Below are 21,764 nucleotides of genomic sequence, written 5' to 3' on the forward strand. Positions count from 1 at the left end.
GACTCGATCCGCGTCGCGGCCAGGCTGGCCGACGGCCCGGCCGGGTAAGGGAGTTGGGGTGCGTGCGCGTCCGCCACGGGTTCCGTCCGCGGGCCCGGTGGCGGCACCGGAGGGCTGTGCGGGTCGAGCTTCGACGTTATCTCCCGTTCCTGCCAAGGGAGTTGACTGGGGGCGTGCCGGTGGTGGGCCGGGCGTGCAGGGGCCCGGACCGGCGGTCCGGGGCGCGGGGGTGGTGCGTGCGCGTCGTTCCGGGCTCCCCGGCGGCGCCCGCCTCCGACCTTCCTGACCTGCGTGGATGTCCGCCGCCGGGCGGGCGCTTCCCTACCAGGGCGGGCGTGCGGATACCAGGGGGCGGCCCCAACTCGCCCCTGGACGGGTGACGTTCTGGTGAAAAGGGCATGCCAGGAATCTCCGCCCGGCATGCTGTGCCCCGTGACCATGCGGATGGAGGCCCGGACTGTGAGCGCGAACCTGCCCGAGACCGTCGCCGAGGGAGCGGTCGTCCTTCCGGCCCCCCCTCGGGCGGTCGACGACCTGGCCCGCGACCTGACCCAGGCCGCGGCCGCCGTCCGGGCGGTCTCGCGGGTCGCCCGCAGCGGTGGGGACCTCGCCGTCGCCGCGTACACCGCGGTGGTGTGCACCGGGCGTTCGGCCGCCCGCGTACTGGAGGAGGCCGCCGCCTGGTGCCGGCAGGCCCCCGGGGCCGAGGTGCACTCGCTCGCCTGGGCCCGGGTGCCGGGGCACCGCGAGGACGTGGACGAGTACCGCGTCACCCTCGCCGTCAGCTTTCCCGACGACGAGACCGGCGAGCACCTCGGCGACACCCATCGCGCCCGCCGGTGAGGAATCCGTAGGATGATCCCCATGGGTGATGGGGACACGAAGCAGCTGACGGGCGACCAGGCGCAGGACGCGACGGACGACGGCCCGCGAGAGCTCTCGCGGGCCGCCGCCGTGGCCGTGACGGTGCTCGCCGCCCTCTGCGGCGCCGCCGTCCTGCTGGCTGTCTTCCACTGGCTGGGCTGGAGCGTCCCCTGGGTCGGCTGGATCGTCGCCAAGGCCGGCATCAAGCTCGCCGTCGGGGGCTTCGCCGGGCTCGTCGCCGCCTTCGCCTGGCTCCGGTCGCGGCTGGGGCGTGCGGCGAGCGACTCGCGGTCCTGACGGCGATCCAGGGCCTGTCCGGGCCGGCCGTGCGTCAGCCGGAACGGCCCAGCAGCATCATGAAGAGCGCGTAGTTCGGGATCCGGCTGACCGCGGTGTTCGACAGCGAGAGGAACTTGCCGTCCTTCTTGACCACCAGGTAGCCGTTGACCACGCTGATCGACTTGATGTCGGACCAGGGCACCAGACCGCGCTTCACCGTGCGCAGACCGGCCGAGCTGACCAGCAGGTCGCCGAAGGCCAGTTCCCCTCCGTCCGCCAGCGAGGCCCGGGCCCCGGACAGTTGGGTGGCCGCGACGTAGTGCGCGGCGACCTCGCCCAGTTCCGCCCACCTGCCCAGCTGGGTGCCCCTGTCCCCGCCGCTGAGCTTGGCGCGCCGCGGGTCGCGGTACTTGCCGTCGATCGTGAACGTCTCCCCGTCGTCCCGGATGAACCGGTAGGAGAAGTCCGTTTCGGTGTAGATGTTGTGCGAGTAGTGGGCGACGGTCGCCTGCATCACGGTCGAGACCTCGTCCCAGCGGAAGACCGTGAGCTCCAGGCCCCCGCCCTCGTGCACCAGGCCGTGGTCGAAGTGGTAGACCCGGAGCTTCTCCTCCTCGCGCGGCTTGCCGAACAGCCGTGTCTTCGTCAGCACCAGGAAGCACTGGCGCAGCAGGCCGAGGCCGGCCTGCTGCGCCTGCTCGGCCACTGCGGCGGTGATCTGGGTATCCGTGGTCTCGACGACCTTCACCATGGGCTCGCTCCTGTGTATGGCGACTACGGCCATGGCTGTATTCCCCGGAGCCGGGGGACGTGAGGCACAACAGCGGCCGCCCGCTCGGGCTTTCGCAGTCTTTCGGCCAGTCGCGGGCCGCCTGCTGGACGAACGCGCCCCGAGGGGCGCCGGCACGGCGGGGTGTCGACCCGTGACGGTCGGCGCCCCGCCGTGCCTCACCCGACGCGCGCCCCGACGGCCGCGGTCGAGCGGCCGGGCACTCAACCCGCCTGCGGGGTGGGGCAGACGAGGTCGCGCTCGGGGGCGCGGCCGCCCAGCAGGTAGCTCTCGACGACGTCGGTGACGCAGGAGTTGGCGGTGGGGTACTGGCCGTGGTCGCCGCTCCCGGTGACGGTCACCAGCTTGGAGCCGCGCAGCGCGCGGTGCGCGCCGAGCGCGGCCTCGTAGTACGTCGCCGGGTCGTGCACCGAGTTGAGCATCAGCACCGTCGGCAGGTGGGCGCCGGTCACCTTGACCTTGGGGGCGGGCGCGGTCGGCCAGGCCGCGCAGACCGCGCTGAAGGCCAGCGTGCGCGCGCCCGCCAGCGGATAGCGCGCGGTGTTCTCCGCGCCGCGCTGGACCCAGGTGTCCATGTCCTTGGTCCACGGGGTGTCGTTGCAGGTCACCGAGAAGTACTCGGCGAGGAACTCCGGGCTGAGGTACTGGCCGAACAGCCGCCCGGCCATCGTCCTGGCCGCGGGGTCGGCCCCCTGCCAGTCGTCGACGGCGGTCAGGGCCTGGGCGAGGAAGGGGAAGGTGTCCCGCTCGTAGATCGCGCTGATCGCGCCGTTGTCCAGCTGGTTCGGGCCGATCGTCAGGGAGCCGTCGACGATGGGCTGGTCGTGCAGCGCGGCGCGCCGCTGCTCCCAGTGCGCCTGCACCTCCTCGGGGGTGGAGCCCCAGTGGTAGGTGGCGTCGCGGGCCGCCAGCCACGGCACGAAGTCCTCGTCGAAGCGGCGCTGGAAGCTCATCGGCTGGCCCAGTTCGAACTTCTCCCAGGTGCCGTCGAAGCCGATGTTGCTGTCCAGGATCATCCGCTCGACCCGGTGCGGGAAGAGCGTCCCGTAGTAGGCCCCGATCATCGAGGCGTAGGAGGGGCCGAAGTAGCTGAGCTTCTGCTCGCCGAGCAGGCCGCGGAACAGGTCGATGTCGTGGGCGGTCTGCTCGGTGTTCAGGTAGGGCAGCAGGTCGCCCGTGCGCTCCTGGCAACTGGCGGCCAGCTTCTTGGAGTTGGCGACCACCCGGTCGATCGCCGCCGGGGACTGGTCGCGGAAGTCGCCGGCCAGGAAGTCCTGGAACTCCTCCGGCGTCTGGCACACGGCCCGGGTGCTCTCGCCGACCCCGCGCTGGTCGAAGCCCACGATGTCGTACGCGGCGCCGACGGCCGGGGCGGCCGTGGCCAGGTTCGCCGGGCGCAGCAGGCCCGACGCGCCGGGGCCGCCGGCGGCCATCAGCAGCGTGCCCTTGCGCTTGGCCGGGTCGCCGGCGCGGTGCCGGGAGACGGCGATCGTCACGTCGGCGCCGGCGTCGGCGTGGTGCCAGTCGCGCGGGGCGGTCATGGTGGCGCAGTCCAGCGCCGGCTGCTTGGCGCAGGGCTGCCAGGCGAGGGTCTGGTGGGTGTAGCGGGCGGGGGCGACCTCGGCGTCGCCCGGGTTCCGGCCGGCGTCCGGGGCGGCGCTGGCGGTGGCCGGTACGGCGAGGCCGGCCAGGACGGCGGCGGCGACGGCCAGGGCGGCGCGCCGGGTGCGGGAGGCGGTGGCGCCGGCCGCCGGGGTGTGCGAGGCGGTGGTGTTCGGCGCGGTGGTGCTCGGCGTGATGGGGTGCGAGGCCGTGGTGTTCGATGCGTTGGTGTTCACGGGAATGATCCTGTCCGAGCTCGCCCTGACGGTCGATCATGCGGGGTTCCGTGTCCGGGGTGGTGCTGGGTACACCCCGGACACGGAGGATCGCCCCAGGTCAGTAGGCGGCGGTGAAGCGGGTGCGGCGGTGCGCGGGCTGCTCGGCCTCGTCGAGCAGCGCGACGGCGAGGTCCTCCATGGAGATCACCGAGGCGCCCTCGGCGTCCACCAGCAGTTCGTCCCGTCCGAGCCGGAAGCGGCCGGTGCGCTCGCCGGGTTCGAGCAGGGCGGCGGGGCTCAGGTAGGTCCAGTCGACGTCCGGGTCGGCGGCGCGGTAGAGGTCGAGCTGCTCGCGGCAGGCCCGGGCGATCGGCCGGAGCTCGGCGGGGAAGCCGGGGTCGTCGGCGAGGGCCGTCCCGCCGCGGCCGGGGAGGGTGAGGCTGCCCGCGCCGCCGACGGCCATCAGGCGCGCGCCCGTTCCGGCGAGACCGGCCAGCAGGCCCCGGGTGGCGGCGGACAGCTCGTGCTCGCTGCCGGGCGCCGGGCGGGTGGCGGTGATCACCAGGTCCTGCCCGGCGGCGAGGCGGGCGACGTCCTCGGGGTCACGGGCGTCGCCGACACCGAGGGCGACGGCGGCCGGCAGGCCGTGCGGTTTGGCGGGGTCGCGCAGGACGGCGGTGATCCGGTGGCGGCGGGCGAGTGCCTCGGTCACCACCCGGCTGCCGACGTTGCCGGTGGCGCCGAACACGGTGATGTGCATGGAGGTTCTCCTGGTGCGGTGGGTGCCAGCGGCTGCTGGGCGGGGATCGGGGAGTGCGGGAGGGGATTCGGCGGAGACGAGGCGGGGTCAGGCGTTCTCGCGGACGGGCGGTGCGGAGGCGGAGGCGGGGGCGGCCGGGGCGTCCGGGGCGGCGGGCGCGGAGGGCGTGGCGGTGCCGGGGCGGCGCCGGGTCTGGGCCGCGATCAGCGAGCCGAGGACGATCAGTGCGCCGAGCGCCTGGAGCGGGCTGAGGTCCTGCCCGAGGGCCAGCCAGCCGATCGCGGTGGCGACCACCGGGCTGAGCAGCGAGAGGAAGGAGACCGAGGTCGGCGGCAGTGCCCGGATCCCGCGGAACCAGAGCGCGTACGTGAGCGCCGCGCCGATCAGGCTGAGGTAGCCGTAACCGAGCAGGTTGCCGCCGGTGAGGTGGGACGGCGGGGCGCCCTCGACGAACAGTGCGACCGGCACCAGCAGCAGTCCGCCGGCGGTGAGCTGCCAGCCGGTGGTGGCGAGCAGCGGGGCGGGGGAGACCCAGCGCTTGGAGAGGACGACGCCGGTGGCCATGACGACCGCGCCGGCGAACGCGGCGGCCACGCCGACGGCGTCCAGCTGGGCGTTGGCCCGCAGGACCAGCAGGCTGACGCCCGCGATCCCCGCGATGCCGCAGATCACCGTGCGCGGCGTGAGCCGGTCGCCGAGCAGCGCGGCCGAGAGTCCGGCGGTGATCAGCGGCTGGACGGCGCCGACCGTGGCGGCGACCCCTCCGGGGAGGCGGTAGGCGGCTATGAAGAGGAGGGCGAGGAAGGCGCCGATGTTCAGCGCGCCGAGGACCAGCGCGCGCCACCACCAGCTGCCCTTCGGCAGCCGGCGGGTGACGGCGATCAGCAGCAGCCCTGCGGGCAGGGCCCGGAGGACGGCCGCGAGGAGTGGACGGTGGGGCGGGAGCAGTTCGGTGGTGACGATGTACGTCGACCCCCAGACGGCGGGGGCTATCGCCGTCACCAGCACGATTCCGAGGCGATTTCTTAGCACTAAGCAAATGTATCTCAGCGCTAAGGCATCTCTCACCGCTTTGGCGGGGTGGCGTGGCTCACAGTTACCTCATCGCTAAGGAATCCCGCCGGGATCCCCTACCCTGAACCTGTGGCAGATGCAGATCATGTGGACCGAGTAGTCGCGCAATGGGCCGTCGAGCGCCCCGACCTGGACGTCTCTCCGATGGAGGTGTTCGGCCGGCTCAAGCGCCTCTACCGCCTGGTGGACGCGGAGCTCAACCGGACCTTCGGCGAACACGGCCTGGACGCCGCCTCCTTCGACGTCCTCGCCACCCTCAAGCGCAGCGGCCCGCCCTACCGCCTCACCCCCACCGGGCTGATGCAGTCCGCCATGGTCACCTCCGGCGCCATCACCCAGCGCCTCGACCGTCTGGAGGCCCGCGGCCTGGTCACCCGCACCCAGAGTGACCAGGACGGCCGCAGCCGCGTGGTCGCGCTCACCCCCGAGGGCCACGCCCTGATCGACCGCGCCCTCCCCGACCACCTCGCCACCGAGCGCGCCCTCCTCGCCGGCCTCGACGACCCCGGGACCGCCACCCTCGTCGACGCCATGCGCACCCTCCTGGCCGCCCTCGGCGACAGCCCGGAGTGAGCGGGCGGGCGCGCGGGCGGACCTCCCCGCCCGACCGGCCTACGGGTTGACCGCCACCGCCTTGAAGAAGGTGTAGTGAAACGTCCCGCCCGGCTCGGCCGTGCGGCGCAGTTCGGCGATGCCGTGGTCGAAGGCGTCGGGGGTGGTCAGACCGGCGGCCAGCGCCTCGGCGCGGACGGCCTCGACCATCGCGACGAAGGTGCGCCGGGTGAAGCCCTCGACCAGGGCGGGGCGGGCGCCGTCGGCGTGGACGGTGCGGGGGCGGACGGCCACGTCCCGGAAGCCGGCCTCCGTCAGGAGCGGGTACAGGCGGCGCCCGAGCAGGGCGTCACCGCCGGCCGCCGCCTGGAGCCGCACCAGCAGGTCGACCGCGTCGCGGGCCGCCGGGCCCTGCGGGTGGAAGAAGGCCGAGCCGTGGTCGCCCTCGATCACCGTGATCGTGCCGCCCGGCCGCAGCACCCGCCGCAGCGCGGTCAGCGCGGCCACCGGGTCGGCCAGGTGCTCCAACACGAAGCACACGAAGACGTGGTCGAAGGAGCCGTCCGGGAAGGGGAGTCGGTGCAGGTCGCCGTGGTGCCAGGTGACCCGCGCGGTGGGCGCCTCGGCCGCCACCCGGGCCCGGGCCCGCGCCAGCGACTCCGCGGAGACGTCCACCGCCGTCAGCAGCACGCCGGGGCCGGCGGCCAGCAGGTGCGCGGTCTGCGCCCCCACCCCGCAGCCCGCCTCCAGCACCCGGCTGCCCGCCGGGTACGCGGTGCCCGCGTGCAGCAGCTCGGCGAGGGTGTCCGCCTGGTCGCCGAGCCGTTGCGCCTCGGTCTCCGAGTAGCCGTGGACGTAACCCGGGGCGTAGTCGTGGCCGGGGCCGGGGCCTGCGGCGTCCTGCCGGTCGTTCAGTGATGCCGTTTCCGTGGTCATGGCCCCACCTTCGCGCCACAATGGCCCGGTGAACAGGTCCAAAGAAGCGCCGGACGGCAGGTCCAAACAGGCGGACCCGGGCGCCGACTTCCTCCAGCTCGACACCGCCGACGCCCCGCCCGGCGGCCTGACCGGCTGGCTCGCCCGCCGGCTGCGCGAGGCCATCGCCGACGGCCGTCTCCCCACGGGCAGCCGGCTGCCCGCTACCCGGGGGCTGGCGGCCGAACTCGGCGTCTCCCGGGGAGTGGTGACCGACGCCTACCGGCGGCTGGCCGAGGAGGGCCAGATCGCCGGCCGGGGCAGGGGCGGCACCGTCGTCGTCGCGGCCCCGGCGCCGCCCGCGCCCCCGGTGTCGGCCACATCCCCGTGGTCGGACAAGTCCCCGGCCTCGTCGCGCGCCCGGCCGGAGCCTGTCCTGTTCCACGCCGACCCCGACCCCGAGGTGTTCGACCTGCTGCGCGGCACGTCCGCCCGGATCGACCTCACCCCCGGTGTGCCCGACCTCGCCGCCTTCCCCCGCGCCGCCTGGCTGCGCGCCGAACGCGCCGTCCTCGACGGCCTCGCCGCCGCGGACCTCGGCTACGGAGACGTCCGCGGTACCCCCGCGCTGCGCCAGGCCGTCGCCCACTGGCTGGCCCGCAACCGGGGCATCCGCGCCGACCCGGACGAGGTGCTGATCGTCGCCGGGACGGCCCAGGCCCTCGCCCTGCTCGGCCGGGCGCTCGGCCGGGTGGGCGTCACCGAGGTCGCCGTCGAGGACCCGGGCTCGCTCGGCGCCCGCCAGCACCTCGCCCACTGGCTCGCCGCGACCCCGCCCGTCGCGGTCGACGCCGAGGGCGTCCGGGTCGACGCGCTGCGCGCCACCGGTGCCCCGGCCGTCCTGCTCACCCCGGCCCACCAGTACCCGACCGGGGTCGTCCTCGGCGGCGAGCGGCGGCGCGAACTGCTGCGCTGGGCGGGCGAGGGCGGCCTGGTCATCGAGGACGACTACGACGCCGAGCACCGCTACGACCGCCCGCCCGTCCCCGCGCTGCGCGCCGCCCTGCCGGAGCAGGTCTGCTACGCGGGCAGCATCTCCAAACTGCTCGCCCCCGCGCTGCGCACCGGCTGGCTGCTGGTGCCGCCGCGGCTGCGCGAGGCCGTCCTGGAGGCCAAGCGGTTCGCCGACCTGGGCAACCCGGTGCTGCCGCAGCTGGTGCTGGCCCGGCTGATGGAGTCCGGCGAACTCGACCGCCACCTGCGGCTGTTGCGCCACCGCCACCGCCGACGACGGGACGCGATGATCGCCGCCGTCCACGCCCACCTCCCCGGCGCCACCGTCCACGGCGCGGCGGCCGGCCTGCACCTGATGCTCACCCTGCCGCCCGGGGCCCGCTGTACGGACACCGAACTGGCCACGGCGGCGCTCGCCGAGGGCGTCAAGGTGCAGCCGCTGTCCTGGCACGCGCGCCTGCCGTACCCGCCGGGGCTGGTGCTCGGCTACGCGGCGGGTGCGCCGGGGGAGATCGCGGAGGGGGTCGCCGTCCTGGGGCGGTTGCTGCGCCGGTAGGGCTGCTGAGGGCGTCCGGCGCCCGGGTCCCCCGTCCGCGCCGGCGCGGGTGTGCTCCTCCGGGGTCCGGGCTATGGTGGCGACGGGCTCGGGTGCCTTGACAGGCGTGGGTGCCTTGACGGGCCGTATCCCGCTGCCGACCTCAGGGAGGCGTGATGGCCGTGCTTCGGCGCACCGTCCAGTTCGGCGCGATGCTGGTGGTGTTGGCGGCCACGCTCGGGCCGGTTCCGGCCGGGTCGGCACCGGCGTCCGCACCGGCGTCGGCACCGGCGTCGGCACCGGTGTCCGCGCCGGCGTCGATACCGGAGTCGATACCGGGGCGCGGAGTTGCCCCGGGAGAGGGGGCGGTGGCGGCGGAGATGGCCGATCAGGACGCGCGGCAGCTCGCTGGGCGCCGGATCGTACTCTCGTACGCCGGTCCGACACCGCCGCCGGGCGTGCTGCGGACGATCCGGGAGGGGCGGGCGGCCGGGGTCATCCTGTTCGCCGAGAATGTCACGAGCCCGGCGCAACTCGCCGAGGCCGTCGGTCAGTTGCGGGAGGCGGCGGCGCAGTCGCCGGTGCCCGAGGGACTGCTGCTGATGACCGACCAGGAGGGCGGCAAGGTGCGCCGCCTGCCCGGCGCGCCCGAACTCTCCGCCCGCCGGACCGGATCGGACCCCGACCCGCTCGGCGCGGCGGGCCGAGCCGGTGTCGGCGCCGCCGGGACGCTCGCGGACGCGGGGCTCAACGTGAACCTCGCGCCGGTGCTGGACGTCTACGACACCCCGGGCAACTTCATCGACCGCCATGAGCGCTCCTACGGTCAGGACCCGGCCGGTGTAGGCGAGTTGGGCAGCGCCTTCCTCGCCGCCCAGCAGGGCCTGGGCGTGGCCGCCACCGCCAAGCACTTCCCCGGGCTGGGCTCGGCCGCCAACGGCGAGAACACCGATGACCGCCCCGTCACCCTGTCCGTGCCGCTGGACGAGCTGCGCGCCCGCGGCGAGGAGCCCTATCGGGCGGCCATCGCTGCGGGTGTCGGGCTGGTGATGGCCTCCTGGGCGGTCTACCCGGCGCTCGACCCGGACCGCCCGGCCGGGATGTCGCCCGCCGTGGTCCAGGGCGAGCTGCGCGGACGCCTGGGCTTCCAGGGCGTCACGGTCACCGATGCCCTGGAGGCCGAGGCCCTCGTCTCGTACGGCGGCGCGGGCTCCCGTGCGGTCGCTGCCGCCGAGGCCGGGATGGACCTGATCCTCTGCTCCGCCCGCGACCCGCAGCAGGCCGAGGACGCCACCACGGCCCTCGCCGACGCCCTGGACTCCGGCCGTCTCGACCGCGCGGCCTTCGCGGACGCCGTCACCCGGGTCGACGCCCTGCGGGCCTCTCTGGACTGAGCCGGCGGCGGCCGACCGGCGGTGGTCGGCCGGCGGTGGCCGACAGTGGCCCGCCCGTGGGCGCGGGCGCCGTGCGGGCCGTCCCCAGGCCGACGCCTGCGAGGCGGGCGACCGCCCCGCGCCGGGCGCCGGGCAGACCGGCCGTGGCAGGTGCGCGGATCCCGACCCTCCGGGGTGGGATTACGCCATCGAAGGTCTGGTTTCGGTCGGCTCGGCACTTCGAAGGCAGAATCCCGGTCGTGGCATGGGAATCGCATGGCAAAGTACCGTCATGGCACATGTGAAATGTCACATGTGACCTCGCCTGTTCTGATCGTTCCTCGTACCCTCCGAAGGAGAAGACAATGAACCGCATCACCCGGATCGCCTCGGGCGCGGCCGGTGCCGTCGCCCTGCTCGCGGCGCCGGCGCCGGCGCTCGCCGCGTCGGCCGGCGGCGCGGCCGGGACCGTCGCCACGGTGACGACCTGCGGCTACAACGGTCTCCAGGCCGGGCTGTCGACCAAGGTCTGCGCCGAGGTCACCGGCGGCAGTGTCGTGCTCTACGGGCAGATCGGCCTGGCCGGTCCGCCCACCCCGGACACCCCGTGGCCGCCGAAGCCGCAGGAGCTGCTCACCCGCCTGTCGGCCGGGGTGGTCGGCGGCGAGTCGCTCGGCTCGGCGAGCGTGCGCGCCGTGTTCACGACCGCCACCGTGCGGGTCGACGGCATCAGCGTCACCGTGCCGTGCGGTTCGGTCCTTCACGCGACCTTCTCCGTCGAGTCGATCTCGCGGGGTCCGGCCCCGGTCGAGGTGGATGTACCTGTAGGCTGCTGACGGAACCTCACCATGGCCGCCGAGTCCGGGAGTTGGCAGCGTCCCGGGCTCGGCTTCCGGCGTTCCCGCACGCCCTCCGGATGTGACGTGGACCACTCGGGGGCGGCCCCGGCGGGCCGGGCGACCGCCAGGCGACGGCCGGGCGCCCACTGTGACGACTTGAAGAAACCTTCATCTGTGGCGATGATGCTTGCCGGCCGCCGTTGAGGGCGCGGCCGCACGCCCAGCGAGCCGTACCCGAGGGAGGGGCGCCGACGATGCCCGTCCCGCTGTACCAGGCCAAGGCGGAGTTCTTCCGCACCCTCGGCCACCCGGTCCGGATCCGGGTGCTGGAACTGCTCCAGGACGGGCCCCGGCCGGTGCGCGAGCTGCTGGCCGAGATCGAGGTCGAGCCCTCCAACCTCTCCCAGCAGCTCGCGGTGCTGCGCCGTACCCAGCTGGTCGCCGCCACCCGCGAGGGCAACACCGTGGTGTACGCGCTCAGCACCCCGGACGTGGCCGAGCTGCTGCGGGCCGCGCGCCGGATCCTGACCGAGCTGATCACCGACCAGGGCGCGCTGCTCACCGAACTGCGCGAGCCCGGCGGCCGGCCGCACCATTGAGCCCGCCGAGGCCCTCGGGCCGGCTGAACCCGAGGAGCCCGGAGAGCCCGGCCAGCCCGTTGAACCCGCGCCCGACCCGGCCGGCCGACCCGAGGAGAACCCCCGCCATGAGCGAGAGCACGAGCGACGGCACGCGCGAGGAGAAGCGCCGACGCAAGGCCATGCTCATCCGGGCCGGCATCTACATCTTCGCCACGCACCTGTTCGCCGGCTTCGTGTTGCTGCTGTTCGCGCTCGGCGGCCGCAAGTAGGCACCTCCTACGTCCGAGGGCCGTCCTTCACGAGGTAGCGGTCGCTGGTGCTGGTCCAGGCCTGGACGCCCTCGATGAGCTCCCGGGTGCCGTCCAGGTACCAGCGCCCGGCCGGGTGGCGGCGGCGCAGGTCGCTGCGCAGGGCTTCGTTCTCCCGCCGCAGCCGGGCGACCCGGGAGCGGACGGCGCCGACGGCCCGGCTGCGGGTGCAGCCGCGGATCCGTTGCAGGGTGAGGACGGTGTTGAAGGCGGCCGCGGCCTGGCGCTCCTCCCGCTCCAGTGAGTACAGGTCGTTGATCAGCGTGGCGGCGTCGGCGGTGTTGGCGCGCAGCCGGTGCAGTGCGGGCTCCGCGTGGAGGGCGGCGGGGGCGTCGGCGCCGTGGACCCGTTCCAGTATGTTCATGAACGGGTAGAGGCAGCTGCCGTGGCGGCGCAGCCGCATGGTCTCGGGCAGTCCGAGGGCGGGGACCGTGCCGTGGGCGCGGTGTTCGGCCTCGGCGGGGAAGGTCTCCAGACAGGCCTGCCATTCCCGGGCGGCCCGGACGCGCCAGTTGAGCGACATGCCCTGCGCCTGGCGGCTCCACAGGTCGTGCCAGGCGCGGAGCAGGTGGTCGCCCGAGCGCGGTGCCGGGCCCTCGCCGACCGGCGCGGAGGCGCCCGTCCGATCGGCCCCGGTGCGGCGCAGGGCGTCGATGAGCGGGTCGACGACGTCGCGGGCTTCGGCGGGGCGGCGCCCCGGCGGGCCGTCGAAGCGGTCGTCGAGGATGGTGAACCAGCCCAGCATGTCCACCAGCAGGTCGAGGTTGGCGCCGTGGGCGCGGGGGAAGGCGTGGCCGATCAACTCGTGCAGGGCGTAGGCCCCGTAGCGGGTCATCTCGGGCGGGGTGAGGAGGTTGCGGCCGACCACCCAGGCGGCGTGCCGGGCCGCGGCGGTGCGCAGTTCGCCGGACCGCTGCGGGAGTTGGGGCGCGGCGGGGGCCGGGTCGGGGATGCTCACCGGGCAGCGGGCCGCCGGCGGGGCCTCGACGCCCACCTCGTCGTCCCCCACCCCGTCGTCCCCCACCTGGTCGTCCGGCACCCGGTCGTCCCCCGCCCGGTCGTCCGGCGGGCTGTCCGGGCGGGGCACCCGGGCGCCGCGCGGGGCCAGCCGCACGCGCAGCCCGTGCGCCTGGACCGTCGTCCACACCACCTCCCGGGCCCGGGAGTCGGGGACGGCCACCGGTCGCCAGCGGCGCAGGATCGCGGCCGCCGCGACCGTCAGCTCGGCCCAGGCGAAGGCCTCCCCGATGCACTTGTGCTTGCCGGCCCCGAACGGGAGGAAGGAGTGCCGTCCGGCCCCGCCCGACTGCCAGCGATCCGGGCGGAAGCGCAGCGGGTCCGGGTAGCGGTCCGGGTCGCGGTGCAGCGCGGTGAGGCTGTAGAGCAGTTCGGTGCCGGCCGGGATCCGGTACGGGCCGAGGTCCACCGGCACCTGGGCGGTGCGCATCAGGAAGGCGTTGGGCGCGTGCAGCCGCACCACCTCCTGGGTGACGCTGCGGGTGTAGGTGAGCCTGGCGAGCGCCTCGGGGGTGGGGGCGGCGCCGGCGGGCAGGTGCTCGTCGAGTTCGGCGAGCACCCGGGCCTCCACCTCGGGGTGGCGCAGGAGTTCGTCGAGGAGCCAGGTCAGCGTGGTGGAGACGGTCTCGGTGCCGGCGCCGAACATGGTGATCGCCTCGGACCGGACGTCCGCCTCGGTGAGTGGCCGGCCGGTGCCCGGGTCGGTGGCGGCACGCAGCAGGGCGGGCAGGGTGCCGCCCCGCTCGGCGGACCGGGTGCCCGTCGGCCTGACGGCCTGGTCGACGACTCGGTTGAGCACCCGGACGGCGGCGTCGAAGCGCCGGTTGACGGGCAACGGCAGCCGGGCGAGCGCCGGGTGCGGGTAGAGGGACTGGACGATCTGGCCCTTCACCAGGTCCGGCAGGGCCTGGTGGAAGGCCAGGGTGGCGTCCTCGCTCAGCCGGGCGTCGAACAGCGAGCGGGTGACGATCTCCAGCGCGAGGTGGTTCATCTCCTTGGCCACGTCGAGGACTTGCCCGGGGTGCCAGCGCCCGGCCCGCTCCTCGGTGACCTGGTGCATCACGGCGACGTACTCGGCCATTCGGTCCGGCCCGAAGGCGGGTTGGATGATCCGGCGGCGGTCGCGGTGGGCCTGGCCCTCGGACATCAGCAGGCCGTCGCCGAACGCCGTCTTGAGGGTGTCCTGGACGGCGCCGCGCGGGCAGTCGTAGGCGAGGGCGACGAGCAGGGTGTGGACGAGCGGGGCGTCGGTGACCACGCAGACGGTGCGCGGCCCGAGCCGGATCCGGACGACGCCGCCGTGCCGGGAGAGCGAGCCGAGGAATCCGAGCGGGTCGCGGAGCAGGGCGGCCGCGTGGCCGAGGCCGGGGACCGCGCCGGGGGCGAGCGGGGGGACGGCCGCACGGGTGGTGCGGGGTGCGGTCGGTGCGGTTCTCGGGGGGAGGTCCCGTTGCCGCGTCTCGGTCAGCAGGGTCATGTCAGTACCTCTCATCAGAGGAGCCGGTGCGGACGATACCGGGGGCCCCGACGGGCCGGCCGGGAGGTGGGGGGCCGGCTCGCGCGGATCCGCGCGTGCCCCGGCTGGAGGGGCGCACGTCATGGCAAACGCGCCGGTCCGACGGGCGTTGCGCCGAACGCGGGCGGATCACTCCAACGGTCGATCATCCGCAGTGGCTCCGACCGCCCCGGAACGTGCTGCTGACCTGCGGTGAAGGCCCCACCGGAAAGATCCGGGCCGGGCCCCTCGCGCAGGGTCTTTGGACCCTCGCCGCCTGGCCGCCCGAGGGCCAGCATGGTCGGGGAGAAGGAGGACCCTGATGACCAGTCTGCGCCACCGGCCCGCCCTCGACGTCCGGGTGGAGATCCGCGGCGAGCTGCCGCGCGAGGACGCCGAGTACGCCCGGGCGCAGGCACTGGACACGGCGGCCGGGCTCGGCCCCGGAACCCGCGCGCTGCGCATCAGGCTCACCCGCGTGCGCGACCGGGCCATGACCCGGCCCGCCCTCGCGCAGGCCGACGCCGACCTGGCCGGCGTCGGCCCGGTCCGGGTGCAACTCGCCGCCGTCACCGCCCGTGAGGCCGTCGACGTCGCCCTGGGCACCCTCGCCGGCCGGGCCGGCCGGCTGCGCGAGCAGGGCGACATCGGATTCGCCGCCGCCCACGAGAGCGCCTACCGCCCGCAGTACGCCGCCCGACCGCTCGCCGAACGGCGGATCGCCCGGCGCAAGGAGGTCGTCCTCGCCCGCCGCACCCCCGAGCAGGCCACCCGCGAACTGCTCGCGCTGGACCGGCCGTTCCACCTCTTCGCGGACGCCGCGACCGGCCGGGACGCGCTGGTCGACCGCTGCCCGCTCAGCGGCGCGCCCGGGGCGGGCCGGTCCACGGGCGCCGACCCGGCGGGCCCGCTCGACCTCACCGAGGCGGCCCGGCGGCTCTGGCTGACCGGCGGCCCGTTCGTCTGCTACGCCGACCCCGGCGACGGCCGTGCCCGGGTGCTCTACCGCCGCTACGACGGCCACTACGGCCTGATAACGCCGGTAGCGGAGCCTCGTTGACGGGCAGGAGAACCACCGGGGCGGGCCCACCGGCCCCGATGGCCACGACCGCCACGACCGCCACGACTTCCACGACAGGGGAACCGGGACCATGGACTGCGACGAGGTCATGCTGACCGTCCGGATCACCGCCGCCGAACGCGCGCTGCTGCGGGCCCTCGCGCGCGGCCACGGCGGGGACGTCTCCGAGGTGGTGGTCGACGGCCTGCTGGAGGTCATCCCCGCGCTGCACGACGACGCCTCCGCGCTGCCGCTGCGGCGCGTCCTGGCCCGGCCCGCCCCCTGCGCCCTGACCCTCTGGCTGCCCGCCCCGATCGCGGACCTGCTGCCGCTGCTGGGCGAGCGGATCGCGCGGACCGGCGGCCCGTCGAGCGGACCGGCCAGCGCCGCGCTGTCCGCCGCGCTGCGCCTGTGGCTCGCCGGGGATCGGGCGGGGCTGGCCGCCGGGCTGGCCCGACTGCACGGCGGCTGCGCCGGCGGCCGGGCGGCGGCGCAGCAGGCCCCGGTGCGGGCGGCGGCCTGACCGGTGGTTGACGGAACGTCGGTCAGCTGCCCCAGCTGGCATGTCCTGGGCGGGAATTGGCCAGTTCAGGACTCTGTTCAGGGCCCCGTGGCACGCCCTAGCATTTCCTTCACGGCCGTCTGAGCCCAGGCCCCGGGACTCCGGCCGGGTGGCCGCCACCACCCCGTTGCCGGGGAGCGCACACCCCCCGAGTGCGCTTCCCGGCAACGTCACGTCCGGGGCCGTCCCCGGGGTCTCTCGGACCGTCCTCGGTCCGCCCCTCCGGTGTCCTCCGCTCCGCGCGACCCGGCCCGCCGCGCGCGGGCGGCCGAATTCCGCAAGAGGTTTTCGTTATTCCCGTGCGGCCCGCCGCTCTCCTGAGTGCCGGAAGGTTCGGGCCCCGCTCCGCGGGGTGCCCGCACCTCGTACGAGGAGGGGAAACGCGATGGGACGCCGGAGCGCGGAGCCGCGCCCCCCGTAGCGGCAACTCGCCTCCGGTGTCGGCCGGTTCACTTCACGTCGGGTGGCGGCGCGCTGGTGCTCGGGCTCGACGGCCGCTGGTACTACGGTGGTCGGCTAGGGCGGGTCCGACGATTCTCGCAGGGCGCGAACCGTCGGACCCGCCCCGGGGGGAGTTCCAGCAGCCCGAACGGCCGGCCGTGCAACAACCGGCCGCTGCTGAAGGCCTCCTGAGACCGTCCGGCGGCGCCGGGTGCGGGCGCCGCCACCACCCGGCGGCGCCCGCACCCGGCGTCACCGCTCCCTGCCCCTCACCCCTCACGAGGATTTCCCGCCATGCGAACCCGACCCCTCGTCGTCGCCCTCGCCCTCGCCGGTGCGGCCGTGCTGCCCGCCGCCGTGCCGGTTGCCGCCCACGGCGACACCGTCCACCTGGACGTCTCCGGCCAGCGGAACGGCCGCGTCAGCACCATCGCCACCTGGGAGGACGACCACGACCCGGTCACCGGGGAGTTCACCGGCACGCTGGCCGCGACGGCCACCGACGGGCGCACGGTCGGCCCCTGGCGCCTGGTCGCCGTCCCGGGCGAGCCGGGGACGTACACCACCCGGGAGATCCTCCCGGCCGGGCACTGGCGGGTGAGCGTCGACTGCGCGTTCCCCTCGCCGGGGCACGGCGAGGGTGAACTCGACGTCGAGGCCGCGGTGATCGGCGATTCTCCGCTGTCGGGGGCGACGGGCGCGACGACCGGCGCCCCGGCCCCGATACCCGCGCCCGCTCCCACGGCCACACCCACGGTCCCGACCGCCCCGACGGCCGCCGACAGCGCCGCCCGGGCCCGCTCCGCCGCCCGGGACACCCCCTCCGACACCACGCCCGACGCCGCCACCTGGGCCGCGATCGGCACCGCCGTCGCGGCCGTCGTGCTGGTCGCCACCGGATTCTGGCTCCGCCGCCGGTGAGCCCGGCGGCGGAACCATCGAGCGCGAACCACCGTCCCAGAAGCCACCGGGCGCCACCGGGCGCCCGGCCGACCGCAAGGGAGCGTCCGCGCATGAAGAAGGTCCTGATCACCGGCGGCGCGGGATTCATCGGCAGTTCGGTGGTGTTCGCCCTCCTCGACCAGGGCATCACCCCGGTCATCCTGGACGACCTGTCCAAGGGCCGGGCCGAGTTCGTCGAGGGCAAGGTGTTCTACCAGGGCGACGTCGCCGATACGGCCCTGCTCGACCGGATCTTCGCCGAGCACCCGGACATCGACGCCGCCGTGCACTGCGCGGCCAGGATCGTCGTCCCGGACTCGGTGGCCAGGCCGCTGTACTACTACCGGGAGAACGTCGGCAAGACCGTCGAACTGCTCGACGCCCTCCAGCGTCACGGCTGCACCCGCGTCGTCTTCAGCAGCTCCGCCTCCATCTACGCGCCCACCCCGGACGCGCGGGTCGACGAGAGCAGCCCGGTCGAGGCCAACAGCCCCTACGCGCGCACCAAGCTGATGATGGAGCAGGTGCTCCAGGACTGGACCAGGGGGGAGGGCGCCGAGCGGCAGCGGGTCATCTCCCTGCGCTATTTCAACCCGATCGGTGCCGACCCGCGGCTGCGCACCGGACTCCAGGACCTCAACCCCACCCACGCCCTGGGCAAGCTGATCGAGGCGCACACCAACGGCACCCCGTTCACCGTCACCGGTGTCGACTGGGCGACCAGGGACGGCTCCGGCATCCGCGACTACGTCCACGTGCGGGACCTCGCCGAGGCGCACGTCGCGGCGCTGCTCCGCTTCGACGAGGTGATCGCCGAGGGCGCCGAGGACCGCTACCGGGTCATCAACGTGGGCACGGGCGACGGCACCACCGTGCGCGAGCTGATCGCCGCCTTCGAGCAGGCCGTCGGCGTGAAGCTCGACGTCCGCGAGGCGGGCCCCCGGCCGGGCGACGTGATCGGCTGTTACGCGGCCGTCGACACCGCCCGGGAGCTGCTCGGCTGGCAGCCGCGGCGGGGCATCGCCGAGGGCGTCGCCGACGCGCTGGCCTGGCGCGCGCAGTGGGCCGCCCGCCTCGGCGCCAGCTGATCCCCGGCGCGGGCGCCCCCGGGGGCGCCCGCGCTACTGGACGGCCGTGCCGGACTTGGCCCAGTTGTCGTGCAGCCGGTCGAGGTAGGACTGCGCCTGGGAGCCCACCTTGACCCCGCGGGCGAAGGCCAGCATGTTGCCCGCGCCGGCGTTGTAGCCGAGGGCGAGGAGCTCGTCGTGGTTCAGCGGCGCGCTCGGCCGCGCCGGGAGCTGCCCGGCCAGGTCGTGCAGGTGCCAGGCGGCGGCCTGGACGGCCAGGTCGCGGTCGTCCGGCAGCTCCTCCCACTTGCGGTCGGCGAAGGGGCGGCCGGGTTTGGTGTCGTCGAAGGCGGCGCGGTGCATGTTGGCGATGCCGAACGAGGCTTCGGGCTTGCCGCGCTGCCAGGCCCGTTCGAGCTCCGGGTCGTGCGGCTTGTAGGACTCGTTGTAGAGGATCGCCATCAGCAGCTGCGGGTTGACCCCGGCCTCGGCGGCGTACCGGCGCACCGGGGCCGCGTAGTCGGCGGGGTCGTAGCGGCCGGACGGCTTCGACGGTTTCGACGGCGCGGTCGAGGCGGACTCGGACGGGGAGGACGCGGACGCGGAGGGCGCGGCACCGTCCGGGGAGGGGGTCGCGGACGGGGAGGCGTCGGACGACGCCGTGGTGGGGTGGTCGCCGCCGTGGACGATGCCCCACCCGGCCGCGACGAGTACGCCGACGACCAGCCAGCGTCCCCAGCGCGACCCCTGCTGCCCCTCGCTCATCGCTGCCGACCCCTCCCCGTGCGCCCGTGTCCTTGTTCGACCGTCGTACTGCCGATCGCGCCGGCGACCGTGCCCGGTGGCAGGCTACTCGGCCGGCTTCTGCTCGCCGTCGAGGTTGCGCAGGAAGCCCTTGGCCTTCTCGACGCCGGTGTCGATCTGGCCGCTGTACTTGCCGTCCGTGCGGTCGTCGATCACGTCGCCGACCTTGTCCAGGCCCTGCCCGAGCACGTCGCTGTGCTCGCGGGCGAGGTCGGTGGCCTTGTCCGCGAGGTTCTTCAGACTCTCAAACATGGTGACGCTCTGCTCCTCTGACGCGTTCCTGATGGTGTGCCGACGTGGCGGGGGATCATGACCATCCTAACGACGGCCCACCGGGCGCTCGGCCGCTGCCGAAGGACGGCGGATGACTTTGCTGAAATGGGTTTGTATGCTCCAGCCCAACTTCTACAGAACTGTAGAAGTTGGGAACCGCCACCAGGACGGAACGCGTCCCGGCACGCACGGCGGCGCGCACGCGCCGCGGCAGCCGAAACGAGCGAGGGAAGTGCGCATGGCCGGGCAGCGGGCGAGAACGCCGTACCAGGACGCGGGACCGCGCACCGAGGACCCCGCCCTGCCCGCGCAGCGCTCGCGCGCGGCCGACCGGGCGGAGCCCGCCGCGCCACCCGCCGCCCGCCCGCCACGGACCGCGGCCTCCCGCCGCCGGCCGCAGGCCCGCCGGGGAGGCCGGCTGACGGTGCTGCTCACCGCCGTCGGCCTGCCCGTCCTCGGCGGTGTCGCGGACGAACTCGGCGGCCCCGGCGTCGGCGTGCTCTTCGCGGTCGGTGCGGTCGGCGGGACGGGCGCCGCGGCGGCGCTGTGCAGCCGGGCCGGCCGCTGGTGGGTCGTCACCGCGGCCCCGCTCGTGGTGCTGCTCGGCGCCGCCGGCATCGAGTACCTGGCGAACCGGGACGCGTACCAGGGCAAGCAGCTCGGCACCGGCGCGCTGCGGTGGGTGGTGGGGGCGTTCCCGGTGATGGCGGCGGCGGTGGGGGTCGCGCTGCTGGTCGTCGCGGTCCGCGTCGCGCTCGACCGCCGACGGCCCCGCAGTGCGGGCACCCCGACCGGAAGGAGCCGTCGTGGCTGATCGCGCCGCCCGCCTCCGCCCGCGCGGCCGCGCCCCGCGCCGCGGCACCGCCCCGCTGACCGTCGCCGGGCGCACCCTTGCCTGCACCGTCTCCGTCGCCGTCCTCGGTGCCAGCGGCTTCACCTGGTACGAGTACCGCAGCCTCGACGACGGCATGACCAAGTCCACCGCGCTGAGCGAGGCCAAGAAGAACGCCCCGCCCCACCTCGACAAGTCCGTCAACCTGCTGCTGATCGGCCTCGACAGCCGCAAGGACATGGACGGCAACGACCTGCCCAAGCAGTTCGTCGAGGACGAACTGCACGCCGGGTCGAGCGAGATCGGCGGCTACAACACCAACGCCCTGATCGTCCTGCACATCCCGGCCAACGGCGGCAAGGTCACCGCGCTGTCCGTCCCGCGCGACGACTACGTGCAGACCGCCGGCGCCGACGGCAAGATGCACAAGATCAAGGAGGCCTACGGCATCGCCAAGGTGGCCGCCGAGCAGAAACTCGCCGGCAAGGGGCTCTCCAAGGCCGACCTGGAACGGCAGAGCCGCGAAGCCGGGCGCTCCGCCACCATCCAGACCGTGCAGAGCTTCCTCGACGTCCCGATCGACCACTTCGCCGAGGTCAACCTGATCGGCTTCTACGACATCGCCAAGGCCGTCGAGCCGATCCAGGTCTGCCTCAACCACCCCGTCGACGATCCGATCATCGCCCGTACCGCCGCCCACGAGGGCGGCGGAACCGGCCTCAAGCTCCCCGCCGGCATCAGCTCCCTCAACGCCGCCCAGGCCCTCTCCTTCGTCCGCCAGCGCCACCACCTCGCCAACGGCGACCTCGACCGCACCCACCGGCAGCAGGCGTTCATCTCCTCCGTCGAGTACCGGCTCAAGCAGCAGGGCATCCTCAACGACTTCGGGCAGATGCAGAAGCTGTTCGGGGTGGTGAAGAAGGACGTCGTCATCGACAACGAGTGGAACATCCTCGACTTCGCCCAGCAGGCGCCCAACCTCACCGGCGGGAACGTCGAGTTCAACACCCTGCCGATCACCGGGTTCAAGACCGTCGGCGGCCAGGAGGTCAACACCGTCAACCCGGAGCTGATCAAGAAGATCGTCCGGCAGCTGTTCAACCGCGAGCCGGCCCCCGTCCAGGCCGTCCCCGCGCCCACCGAGACGGCCGCCGAGACCGCCACCCCCTCGCCGTCCGCGGCTTCCCCGACCGTGACCAGGGCCGTCGTGGACGTCAACGCCGTCGCGGGCGCCGGCGCGGCCGCCACCGAGTCCAAGGCCCTCACCGAACTCGGCTACCAGCCGGGGAAGATCGGCGACGCCGCCGCCAGGACCAGGGCCACCACCGTCACCTACGGCAGCGGCGCCAAGGCCGACGCCCAGCAGCTCGCCACCCGCTACGGCGTCACCGCCACCGCGGCCGCCGTCGTCGCCCCTGGCCACATCGTCGTCACCCTCGCCGTCACCCGCACCCCCAGCCCCTCCGCCGCCGCCACCGGGCCGGGCGACGCGACCACCGACCCCGCCGCCGGCCTCCCCATGCAGGGCCCCGCCGTCAAGGCCGGCGGCATCCCCTGCGTGGACTGA

The 21,764-nt window shown here is 74.8% G+C and carries 22 protein-coding genes; 14 read left to right on the plus strand and 8 right to left on the minus strand.

The window, feature by feature from the left end; translation table 11 throughout:
• Window positions 1–459: 459 nt before the first annotated feature.
• Both ACIP37_RS12635 and ACIP37_RS12640 read left to right on the plus strand, forming a co-directional pair.
• Window positions 460–843 (plus strand): hypothetical protein, encoded by a 384-nt coding sequence (locus tag ACIP37_RS12635; RefSeq protein ID WP_363587480.1) that lies wholly within the window; start codon window positions 460–462, stop codon window positions 841–843.
• 21 nt (window positions 844–864) lie between these two features.
• Entirely contained in the window at window positions 865–1,161 is a 297-nt protein-coding gene (locus tag ACIP37_RS12640) for a hypothetical protein (RefSeq protein WP_400805863.1), read from the plus strand.
• Window positions 1,162–1,195: 34 nt separating this feature from the next.
• On the opposite strand, the gene ACIP37_RS12645 is transcribed toward ACIP37_RS12640, so the two are convergent.
• The 4 genes from ACIP37_RS12645 to ACIP37_RS12660 all read right to left on the minus strand — a co-directional run bounded on the left by ACIP37_RS12645 (window position 1,196) and on the right by ACIP37_RS12660 (window position 5,545).
• Window positions 1,196–1,894: a DUF6585 family protein gene (locus tag ACIP37_RS12645; RefSeq protein ID WP_363587484.1), complete on the minus strand. Its 699-nt coding sequence runs from the start codon at window positions 1,892–1,894 to the stop codon at window positions 1,196–1,198.
• Between the two features lie 242 nt (window positions 1,895–2,136).
• Entirely contained in the window at window positions 2,137–3,771 is a 1,635-nt protein-coding gene (locus ACIP37_RS12650; RefSeq protein ID WP_400805859.1) for an alpha/beta hydrolase, read from the minus strand.
• A 100-nt stretch (window positions 3,772–3,871) separates the two neighbouring features.
• Window positions 3,872–4,513 (minus strand): NAD(P)H-binding protein, encoded by a 642-nt coding sequence (locus tag ACIP37_RS12655; RefSeq protein ID WP_363587488.1) that lies wholly within the window; start codon window positions 4,511–4,513, stop codon window positions 3,872–3,874.
• An 87-nt stretch (window positions 4,514–4,600) separates the two neighbouring features.
• On the minus strand, window positions 4,601–5,545 hold the full coding sequence (locus ACIP37_RS12660; protein WP_400805856.1) for an EamA family transporter: 945 nt from the start codon (window positions 5,543–5,545) through the stop codon (window positions 4,601–4,603).
• A gap of 111 nt (window positions 5,546–5,656) precedes the next feature.
• On the opposite strand from ACIP37_RS12660, the gene ACIP37_RS12665 reads away from it, so the two are divergent.
• Complete coding sequence (locus ACIP37_RS12665) at window positions 5,657–6,160, plus strand: MarR family transcriptional regulator (RefSeq protein WP_363587492.1); 504 nt, start codon at window positions 5,657–5,659, stop codon at window positions 6,158–6,160.
• A 39-nt stretch (window positions 6,161–6,199) separates the two neighbouring features.
• Here ACIP37_RS12665 and ACIP37_RS12670 read toward each other — a convergent pair whose 3' ends face one another.
• Window positions 6,200–7,075, minus strand: coding sequence for an L-histidine N(alpha)-methyltransferase (locus ACIP37_RS12670; protein WP_400805852.1), 876 nt, complete (start codon window positions 7,073–7,075; stop codon window positions 6,200–6,202).
• Between ACIP37_RS12670 and ACIP37_RS12675 the strand changes: the two genes are divergently transcribed.
• The 5 genes from ACIP37_RS12675 to ACIP37_RS12695 all read left to right on the plus strand — a co-directional run bounded on the left by ACIP37_RS12675 (window position 7,074) and on the right by ACIP37_RS12695 (window position 11,665).
• Window positions 7,074–8,624: a PLP-dependent aminotransferase family protein gene (locus ACIP37_RS12675; RefSeq protein WP_400805849.1), complete on the plus strand. Its 1,551-nt coding sequence runs from the start codon at window positions 7,074–7,076 to the stop codon at window positions 8,622–8,624. The genes ACIP37_RS12670 and ACIP37_RS12675 overlap by 2 nt on opposite strands.
• Window positions 8,625–8,983: 359 nt before the next feature.
• Window positions 8,984–9,997, plus strand: coding sequence for a glycoside hydrolase family 3 N-terminal domain-containing protein (locus ACIP37_RS12680; protein WP_400805845.1), 1,014 nt, complete (start codon window positions 8,984–8,986; stop codon window positions 9,995–9,997).
• Between the two features lie 344 nt (window positions 9,998–10,341).
• The gene (locus ACIP37_RS12685; protein ID WP_363587500.1) at window positions 10,342–10,812 is read left to right on the plus strand and encodes a hypothetical protein; all 471 of its coding nucleotides are present in this window, start codon (window positions 10,342–10,344) and stop codon (window positions 10,810–10,812) included.
• Window positions 10,813–11,069: 257 nt separating this feature from the next.
• Window positions 11,070–11,414: a metalloregulator ArsR/SmtB family transcription factor gene (locus tag ACIP37_RS12690; RefSeq protein WP_363587502.1), complete on the plus strand. Its 345-nt coding sequence runs from the start codon at window positions 11,070–11,072 to the stop codon at window positions 11,412–11,414.
• Window positions 11,415–11,521: 107 nt separating this feature from the next.
• Entirely contained in the window at window positions 11,522–11,665 is a 144-nt protein-coding gene (locus tag ACIP37_RS12695) for a DUF6126 family protein (protein WP_159398578.1), read from the plus strand.
• A 7-nt stretch (window positions 11,666–11,672) separates the two neighbouring features.
• Here the strand turns inward: ACIP37_RS12695 and ACIP37_RS12700 are convergent, their stop codons facing one another.
• Window positions 11,673–14,198: a cytochrome P450 gene (locus ACIP37_RS12700; RefSeq protein ID WP_400805840.1), complete on the minus strand. Its 2,526-nt coding sequence runs from the start codon at window positions 14,196–14,198 to the stop codon at window positions 11,673–11,675.
• 340 nt (window positions 14,199–14,538) lie between these two features.
• Between ACIP37_RS12700 and ACIP37_RS12705 the strand changes: the two genes are divergently transcribed.
• The 4 genes from ACIP37_RS12705 to galE all read left to right on the plus strand — a co-directional run bounded on the left by ACIP37_RS12705 (window position 14,539) and on the right by galE (window position 18,309).
• Window positions 14,539–15,276 carry a sigma 54 modulation/S30EA ribosomal C-terminal domain-containing protein gene (locus ACIP37_RS12705; RefSeq protein WP_400805837.1) on the plus strand — a complete coding sequence of 246 codons (738 nt, stop codon included), beginning with the start codon at window positions 14,539–14,541 and terminating at the stop codon, window positions 15,274–15,276.
• 91 nt (window positions 15,277–15,367) lie between these two features.
• A complete protein-coding gene (locus ACIP37_RS12710) occupies window positions 15,368–15,799 on the plus strand; it encodes a hypothetical protein (RefSeq protein ID WP_063350641.1) in 432 nt (143 codons plus the stop codon).
• A 774-nt stretch (window positions 15,800–16,573) separates the two neighbouring features.
• On the plus strand, window positions 16,574–17,200 hold the full coding sequence (locus ACIP37_RS12715) for a hypothetical protein (protein ID WP_363630550.1): 627 nt from the start codon (window positions 16,574–16,576) through the stop codon (window positions 17,198–17,200).
• 92 nt (window positions 17,201–17,292) lie between these two features.
• The gene (galE, locus tag ACIP37_RS12720) at window positions 17,293–18,309 is read left to right on the plus strand and encodes a UDP-glucose 4-epimerase GalE (RefSeq protein ID WP_363582494.1); all 1,017 of its coding nucleotides are present in this window, start codon (window positions 17,293–17,295) and stop codon (window positions 18,307–18,309) included.
• Window positions 18,310–18,342: 33 nt separating this feature from the next.
• Here the strand turns inward: galE and ACIP37_RS12725 are convergent, their stop codons facing one another.
• Window positions 18,343–19,053: a lytic transglycosylase domain-containing protein gene (locus ACIP37_RS12725; protein WP_363632622.1), complete on the minus strand. Its 711-nt coding sequence runs from the start codon at window positions 19,051–19,053 to the stop codon at window positions 18,343–18,345.
• A gap of 84 nt (window positions 19,054–19,137) precedes the next feature.
• Entirely contained in the window at window positions 19,138–19,344 is a 207-nt protein-coding gene (locus ACIP37_RS12730; protein WP_280680643.1) for an antitoxin, read from the minus strand.
• A 259-nt stretch (window positions 19,345–19,603) separates the two neighbouring features.
• Between ACIP37_RS12730 and ACIP37_RS12735 the strand changes: the two genes are divergently transcribed.
• Both ACIP37_RS12735 and ACIP37_RS12740 read left to right on the plus strand, forming a co-directional pair.
• A complete protein-coding gene (locus ACIP37_RS12735) occupies window positions 19,604–20,179 on the plus strand; it encodes a DUF6542 domain-containing protein (protein WP_363582498.1) in 576 nt (191 codons plus the stop codon).
• Window positions 20,172–21,764 (plus strand): LCP family protein, encoded by a 1,593-nt coding sequence (locus tag ACIP37_RS12740; RefSeq protein WP_363582500.1) that lies wholly within the window; start codon window positions 20,172–20,174, stop codon window positions 21,762–21,764. The genes ACIP37_RS12735 and ACIP37_RS12740 overlap by 8 nt, the downstream gene beginning before the upstream one ends.

Origin of the sequence: Kitasatospora sp. NPDC088861 (genome assembly GCF_044750105.1) — a bacterium.
Taxonomy (GTDB): domain Bacteria; phylum Actinomycetota; class Actinomycetes; order Streptomycetales; family Streptomycetaceae; genus Kitasatospora.

Coding starts and splice junctions, on each gene's coding strand:
- ACIP37_RS12640 (WP_400805863.1), top strand. CDS start 865: ATGGGTGATGGGGACACGAAGCAGCTGACGGGCGACCAGGCGCAGGAC.
- ACIP37_RS12645 (WP_363587484.1), bottom strand. CDS start 1,894: ATGGTGAAGGTCGTCGAGACCACGGATACCCAGATCACCGCCGCAGTG.
- ACIP37_RS12655 (WP_363587488.1), bottom strand. CDS start 4,513: ATGCACATCACCGTGTTCGGCGCCACCGGCAACGTCGGCAGCCGGGTG.
- ACIP37_RS12675 (WP_400805849.1), top strand. CDS start 7,074: ATGGCCCCACCTTCGCGCCACAATGGCCCGGTGAACAGGTCCAAAGAA.
- ACIP37_RS12670 (WP_400805852.1), bottom strand. CDS start 7,075: ATGACCACGGAAACGGCATCACTGAACGACCGGCAGGACGCCGCAGGC.
- ACIP37_RS12680 (WP_400805845.1), top strand. CDS start 8,984: ATGGCCGATCAGGACGCGCGGCAGCTCGCTGGGCGCCGGATCGTACTC.
- ACIP37_RS12685 (WP_363587500.1), top strand. CDS start 10,342: ATGAACCGCATCACCCGGATCGCCTCGGGCGCGGCCGGTGCCGTCGCC.
- ACIP37_RS12690 (WP_363587502.1), top strand. CDS start 11,070: ATGCCCGTCCCGCTGTACCAGGCCAAGGCGGAGTTCTTCCGCACCCTC.
- ACIP37_RS12695 (WP_159398578.1), top strand. CDS start 11,522: ATGAGCGAGAGCACGAGCGACGGCACGCGCGAGGAGAAGCGCCGACGC.
- ACIP37_RS12700 (WP_400805840.1), bottom strand. CDS start 14,198: ATGACCCTGCTGACCGAGACGCGGCAACGGGACCTCCCCCCGAGAACC.
- ACIP37_RS12705 (WP_400805837.1), top strand. CDS start 14,539: ATGACCAGTCTGCGCCACCGGCCCGCCCTCGACGTCCGGGTGGAGATC.
- ACIP37_RS12710 (WP_063350641.1), top strand. CDS start 15,368: ATGGACTGCGACGAGGTCATGCTGACCGTCCGGATCACCGCCGCCGAA.
- ACIP37_RS12715 (WP_363630550.1), top strand. CDS start 16,574: ATGCGAACCCGACCCCTCGTCGTCGCCCTCGCCCTCGCCGGTGCGGCC.
- galE (WP_363582494.1), top strand. CDS start 17,293: ATGAAGAAGGTCCTGATCACCGGCGGCGCGGGATTCATCGGCAGTTCG.
- ACIP37_RS12725 (WP_363632622.1), bottom strand. CDS start 19,053: ATGAGCGAGGGGCAGCAGGGGTCGCGCTGGGGACGCTGGCTGGTCGTC.
- ACIP37_RS12730 (WP_280680643.1), bottom strand. CDS start 19,344: ATGTTTGAGAGTCTGAAGAACCTCGCGGACAAGGCCACCGACCTCGCC.
- ACIP37_RS12735 (WP_363582498.1), top strand. CDS start 19,604: ATGGCCGGGCAGCGGGCGAGAACGCCGTACCAGGACGCGGGACCGCGC.